Source organism: Bradyrhizobium sp. UBA2491 (assembly GCF_002341725.1).
In the GTDB taxonomy this organism is placed as follows: domain Bacteria; phylum Pseudomonadota; class Alphaproteobacteria; order Rhizobiales; family Xanthobacteraceae; genus Bradyrhizobium.
In genome coordinates, this window is sequence record NZ_DDOP01000059.1 from 90836 (window position 1) to 97351 (window position 6516).

Here is a 6516-nt window from a genome sequence, read left to right on the forward strand (position 1 = left end):
CTGGATGCCGGTGGCGCCGGTGCCGATCACGGCGACGCGCTTGCCGGTGAAATCGACCTTCTGCTTCGGCCAGCGCGCGGTGTGGAACGATTGCCCCCTGAAATCGTCGCGGCCCTCGATGCGCGGCAAGGTCGGTGTCGACAGTGGGCCGATCGCGGTGATCAGGAAACGGCAGCTCTGCTGTGCGCCGCTCTCCAGCGTGATCCGCCAGCTCCGCGTCGCGTCCTGGTAGATCGCCGATGTGACCCGGCTCTCGAACTGGATGTCGCGGCGGAGGTCGAACTTGTCGGCGACATGGTTGCAGTAGCGCAAGGTTTCGGCCTGGCCGGCGAAATGCTCCGACCATTCCCATTCCTCGAGCAGCTCCTTCGAGAACGAATAGCCGTAGGAATAGCTTTCGGAATCGAACCGCGCGCCGGGATACCGGTTCCAGTACCAGGTGCCGCCGACGCCGGTGCCCGCCTCGAACACCCGCGCGCTGAGGCCGAGCTCGCGCAGCCGGTAGAGCTGATACATGCCGGACAGGCCGGCGCCGATGATGATGACGTCGTAGTCCAGCGCAGCCGTCTCGGGGCTGTTGTCCGGGCGCGATGCGGCCACCTGTCGTTGCTCCCTGCTGGTTGGTTGCCGGCAAGGCTAACCGGTCTCACCGTGGCCGACAAACATCGAGGAGCGGGGGCAGCCATCGCGATTTGCCGGGTGCGCCTGTCTGCACGTATTCCGTGCGGCGGACTGTCCGTCCTGCGGCTTTACTCGGCCGCGGGATACCCGCTATCGTCGGCCCGATAAGACGATCGCCCGCCAAGCGGCGACGGAACCTGTGGGAGTGAGGCGATGGGAGAGGCGCTGCGCAGGCCGGCATCAACGGATGTCAGCAACCCCCGGCTCTATCAGGACGACACCTGGCGCCCGCTGTTCGCGCAGCTCCGCCGCGACGACCCCGTGCATTATTGCGAGACGTCGCCTTACGGTCCGTACTGGTCGGTGACACGCTACGACGACATCTTCGCGGTCGAGCTGGATCACCAGAACTATTCCTCCGCCTCCGAGCTCGGCGGTATCCAGGTCGCTGACCAGCCCAAGGGGCAGGAGCGGCCGAGCTTCATCCGCATGGACCCGCCCGGACACACCGCGCAGCGCCGCACGGTGGCGCCGATCGTGGCGCCGTCGAACCTCGCCAATCTCGATGCCCTGATCCGCCAGCGCACCTCGGCCGTGCTCGACGCGCTGCCGCGCAATGAGACCTTCGACTGGGCCGAGCGGGTCTCGGTCGACCTCACCAACATGATGCTGGCGACGCTGTTCGATTTTCCCGCGGAAGATCGCGCCAAGCTGACCTGGTGGTCGGATGTCGCGATCGCCAACATCGATTCGCCCGACGCGGTGGTGCATTCGGAAGCTGAACGCACCGCCGAGCTGATCAAGATGGGAGAAGCTTTCCGAAAGTTGTGGGACGCCCGGGTCGACGCGCCGCCGACCTTCGACCTGATCTCGATGCTGGCGCATTCGCCTGCAACGAGGAATCTGGATGCGCGCGAATTCATCGGCACGATCGGGCTCCTGATCGTCGGCGGCAACGACACCACGCGCAACTCGATGTCGGCCGGGTTGATGGCGCTGTGCGAAAACCCCGCGCAGTTCGAGCTGGTCCGCGCCCGGCCGGAACTGATCCCGAACCTGGTGTCCGAAACCATCCGTTATCACACCCCGGTGCTGCACATGCGCCGCACCGCGCGCAACGACGTCGAGCTCGCCGGCCGCCACATCAAGAAGGGCGACAAGGTCGTGATGTGGTACATCTCGGGCAACCGCGACGAGGCGAGAATCGAGCGCGCCGACGAATTCATCATCGACCGTGCCAAGCCGCGCCAGCATCTCGCCTTCGGCGCCGGCGTCCATCGTTGCGTCGGTGATCGCCTCGCCGAGCAGCAATTGCGCATCCTCTGGGAGGAGGTTCTGGCGCGTGATCTGCGTTTTGAGATCATGGGCCCGCCGCAAAGGCTCTATTCCAATTTCATCCGCGGTATACGAAGCTTGCCGGTGAGAATCGTCAATTGAGCCGCATCACCGGCCGTCATTGCGAGCGAAGCGAAGCAATCCATCGCGCTCCTGCGCGGAAGCATGGATTGCTTCGTCGCTCCGCTTCTCGCAATGACGAAAGAAGGCCGATCAAGGAACAAGAATGAAGAACGATCCCGTTGACGTCCTGATCATCGGCGCCGGCGCCTCCGGCGCCGCGGTGGCCTGGAGCCTGGCCGATACCAAGATGCATATCCTCTGCCTCGATCAGGGCGGCTGGATGAATCCCGCGGAATATCCGAGCACTGGCCGCGACTGGGAGGCCAAGTTCTACGGCGAGTGGTCGTCGAGCCCGAACGTCCGCAAGCGGCCCGAGGATTACCCGATCAACGACGACAATTCGCCGATCAAGGTCGTCAACTTCAACGCCGTCGGCGGCTCGACCGTGATGTACACCGCGCACTGGCCGCGGCTGCATCCGTCCGACTTCAAGGTGAAGACGCTCGACGGCGTCGCCGACGACTGGCCGATCGATTACGACGCGCTGACGCCGTTCTTCGAGGAGAACGACCGCATGATGGGCGTCTCGGGTCTGTCGGGCGATCCGCTGTCGCCGCTCAGCCACCCGCCGATGCCGCCGCAGCCGCTCGGGCTGTCCGGCCCGCTCTTTGGGGCGGCGTTGAACAAGCTCGGCTGGCATTGGTGGCCGTCGGACACCACGGTCGCGACGATGGATTACGAGGGCAGGGCACGCTGCATCAATCTCGGCCACTGCACGCCGGCCTGCGCGCAGGGCGCCAAGGCCTCGACCGACATCACCTACTGGCCGCATGCGATCCGCGCCGGGGTCGAGCTCAAGACCCATTGCCGGGTGCGCGAGATCCTGACCAACGAGCAGGGCATGGCTTCCGGCGTCGTCTACTACGACAAGGATGGTGTCGAGCAATTCCAGCCCGCCGAGGTCGTGATCATCGCCTGCAACGGCGTCGGCACGCCGCGGCTGCTGCTCAATTCGGTGTCGGGGAAATTTCCGAACGGCCTCGCCAATTCGTCCGGCCTGGTCGGCAAGAACCTGATGTTTCATCCCTATGCGCAGATCTACGGCTTCGTGAAGGAGCCGACGGATTCCAACCGCGCGCCGCCGACCTGCCTGTGGAGCAAGGAGTTCTACGACACCGATCTGTCGCGCGGCTTCGTCCGCGGCTACGGCATCCAGTTCGGCCGCGGCGCCGGGCCGGTGTTCGAGGCGGTATCGAGCGAGCAGAAGGGCATCCTGCCTTGGGGCAGGGATCATCACCGCGTGTTCCGCAAGCTCAACGGGCATCGCCTCGCGGTCTCGGCGATCTGCGAGGACCTGCCGGAGGAGCACAACCGCGTCACGCTCGATCCTGTCCTGAAGGACAGCCACGGCATTCCGGCGCCGAAGGTCGACTACACGATCTCGGCCAACAGCCGCAAGATGATGGACCATGCGCTGGCGCGCGGCCGCGAGGTCCTGGAGATCGCCGGCGCCACCGACATCTGCATCAACGATCCGATCCCGTGGGGCGGCTGGCACCTGCTCGGCACCGCGCGGATGGGCACCGATCCGGCGCGCTCCGTGGTCAATGAATGGGGCCGCTCGCACGACGTGAAGAACCTGTTCATCGTCGACGGCAGCATCTTCGTCACCTCGGGCGGCGTGAACCCGACTTCCACCATCCAGGCCCTCGCGCTCTACATCGCCGACCAGATGAAGCAGCGCCTCGCCAACCTGTTCGACTGAGACCGACATGTCCGATGTAAAAGAACTGACCGCAGCCCAGCGCGCCGATCTCCGCACGGTCGCGGCGATGATCGTTCCCGAAAGCGCCGAGTACAGGGTGCCGGGTGCGGACGACCCGACGATCCAGGCCGACATGCTGGCAACGCTTGGCCGCGACACCGCGCTGGTGGCGCAGGCGCTGGACCATCTGGCAAAGCTCGCCGGAAAACCGCTCGCCGAGCTCGACGAAGCCAGACGCGATGCGGTGGCGCAGGAGTTCCGCAAGCGCGGTGGCGCGGCGGCGGCTACCCTCGTCCGTGTCGTGCTGCAATGCTACTACCGCGACGACCGCGTGCTGCGCTCGCTCGGGCTCGAACTGCGCGCGCCATTCCCGAAAGGCCACGTGCTGCCGGACGGCGACTGGTCGCTGCTCGATCCGGTGCGGGCGCGCGGCGGAGTGCTGCGGCGGCCGCTAAAATAAGTATTATGATACCGTCAATAGACGTGACAAATCACATCAGATTCAGAATTGTCTGGTCTATGACCTTCGCGCTGAAGTTGTTCTTCGATAAACTGATCAAATTCGTCAGCTCTTATTGCTCTGGAACTGAACGATGAAACTTGATCTTGCTCCTGAGTCTCGAACGAGTTTCGATCAGGGGATTTCGGTGACATCGGAAGGCTTTCTGCTGACTGACTAGACCATATTAACAGCTCGTTAATTGGATGTGAATCGGAAGAGCGTAACTTAATGTTGGATAGAATTGAGTTTCCCGAGCTTTTTTTCGGTCTCGTAGCGCCCATCGGTGTTGACCTTTCTGAAACCGTTCAGCCACTGCGAGCGTCCCTGGAGAAATTCGGTTACGAGGTGCATGTCATCAAAGTCACCGATCTCTTTCGCGATATCGACTATTGCGATGTAAAGCTTCAGGATCGGCCGAGTGAGGCTCGGTTCAAGACTTACATCGACTTTGGCAATCGTCTTCGCGAGATATCGGGCGACAAGGCGGTCTGCGCATCCCTAGTAATTGATAAGATCGCGAAGAGCAGAGGTGCTGATATTGCTGCGCGCAGGCAACGAGAGAAGCATGCGTACATTGTTCATCAATTCAAGCGGAAGGAAGAGATTGATCTGCTTCGGAGCGTATACGGCAAGCTCTTCTTTCAGATATCCGTATACTCCTCGAAGGGCGAGCGAACAGAGGCCTTCTCTCAACGCATCGCGCGCGATCACAAGAGTACGGATCTAGATAAGTATCGCGCGACCGCGGATCAACTTATCAAATTGGACGAAGATCAAGCGGAAGATCAGAATGGTCAGAGAGTCCGCGACGTTTTCCATTTGGCCGATTTCATCATCAACACAGACATCCCCGCCACGCAAGCGGATCAGCTCGATCGGTTCATTCGTCTGATCTTCGGCGCAACCAATTTGTCTCCGACACCGATTGAATACGGCATGTACATGGCGAAGGGAGCTTCGCTTCGCTCATTGGATCTTTCGCGTCAGGTCGGAGCCGCGATCTTTTCAAGGAAGCATGAAGTCATCACTCTTGGATGTAACGAAGTCCCCAAAGGTGGAGGTGGAACGTATTGGGCCGATAATGGAGGAGAGGACGCTAGGGACTATAAGTGGGGGAGTGACCCAAACGATGAGAAGAAAAGGTCGTTGATACTTGACCTGTTCGAGCGCCTAGCCGCGAGCGGCATGATGGAAAAAGGCTGCGTCGAGAATATCGATGACATGCTTCAACTTTCTGCCGTCAAGGACTCTCAGTTGATGGATATCATCGAGTTCGGTCGCATTCTGCACGCAGAAATGTCCGCCCTAATGGACGCCGCGCGGTTGGGCAAAGGTGTCGAAGGAGCCTCGCTCTTCTGTACTACGTTCCCCTGTCACATATGTGCAAAACACATAGTTGGAGCGGGGATTGATACAGTCTATTTTCTTGAGCCGTATCCAAAGAGTGCTGCGTTCTCGCTTCACCCCGACTCGATCGAAGTTGAAGGGTCGTCCCGCGTACATTATGCGACTTACAAAAAGACGAAGTTCACTCATTTTTACGGTATCTCTCCGCGACGATACAGAGACTTCTTTGAGAAGTCGCTTCGCAAGAACAAGACGACGGGAAAATCTCAGGATTGGCTTGGGCCCAAGAACGAGCCTCGTCCCATTCTCGACATCAAAATTGCAATCTATCTCCCGCTTGAGCGGTATGTCGAAGAAGATCTGCAGAAGAGCAGATCAAGAGCTATTGCGGCGCTCAACATGGATAGAGCCGTGCAGAGCGCACTAGAGCAAGAGGACGAGATCGGTAGCGAGCAGCAAGATTGCTGAAGGGCGCAGGCATTCTGCACCCCTTGCATTCGCGGTTTCTGGCCACCATTTGGTAAGGCCGAAGGAATCTTGCCATGCTGGATTTTACCTCAGATACCGCCGCTGACACGCCGTCAGCGGTGACGGACGTTGCTGCCCACGATGCTGCTCAAGTCGACGACCGGGCGTTGCTGGATGCCTATTCCAATGCCCTGATCGACGTCACCGACCGCGTCGGCCCGGCCGTGGTCCGGGTCGAAACCGGGCCGAAGGTCCGCAATGCGCGCGAGCGCGGCGGGCTCGGCTCGGGCATCGTGATCTCGCCCGACGGGTTGGTGCTGACCAACAGCCATGTGGTCGGCTCGTCGAAGGAGATCCGGCTGCGCGACACCGAGGGCTTCGTCACCGACGCCCATGTGCTCGGCGTCGATCCCGA

At 61.2% G+C, this 6516-nt stretch carries 6 protein-coding genes; 5 read left to right on the top strand and 1 reads right to left on the bottom strand.

Translation table 11 applies throughout. From position 1 onward, the window contains the following. Positions 1-600: flavin-containing monooxygenase (locus tag B2W55_RS19375; RefSeq protein WP_291532271.1), on the bottom strand; the 600-nt coding region annotated here is incomplete at its 3' end. Between the two features lie 234 nt (positions 601-834). Here B2W55_RS19375 and B2W55_RS19380 point away from each other — a divergent pair. The 5 genes from B2W55_RS19380 to B2W55_RS19400 form a co-directional block, all read left to right on the top strand. Beyond that, positions 835-2058: a cytochrome P450 gene (locus B2W55_RS19380; protein ID WP_024580791.1), complete on the top strand. Its 1224-nt coding sequence runs from the start codon at positions 835-837 to the stop codon at positions 2056-2058. A 124-nt stretch (positions 2059-2182) separates the two neighbouring features. Beyond that, positions 2183-3784: a GMC family oxidoreductase gene (locus B2W55_RS19385; RefSeq protein ID WP_024580792.1), complete on the top strand. Its 1602-nt coding sequence runs from the start codon at positions 2183-2185 to the stop codon at positions 3782-3784. Between the two features lie 7 nt (positions 3785-3791). Continuing rightward, a complete protein-coding gene (locus tag B2W55_RS19390; RefSeq protein ID WP_024580793.1) occupies positions 3792-4244 on the top strand; it encodes a hypothetical protein in 453 nt (150 codons plus the stop codon). A gap of 270 nt (positions 4245-4514) precedes the next feature. Continuing rightward, entirely contained in the window at positions 4515-6101 is a 1587-nt protein-coding gene (locus B2W55_RS19395; protein WP_024580794.1) for an anti-phage dCTP deaminase, read from the top strand. Between the two features lie 74 nt (positions 6102-6175). Beyond that, the coding region (locus tag B2W55_RS19400; protein WP_291532272.1) for a trypsin-like peptidase domain-containing protein at positions 6176-6516 on the top strand (341 nt) is incomplete at its 3' end.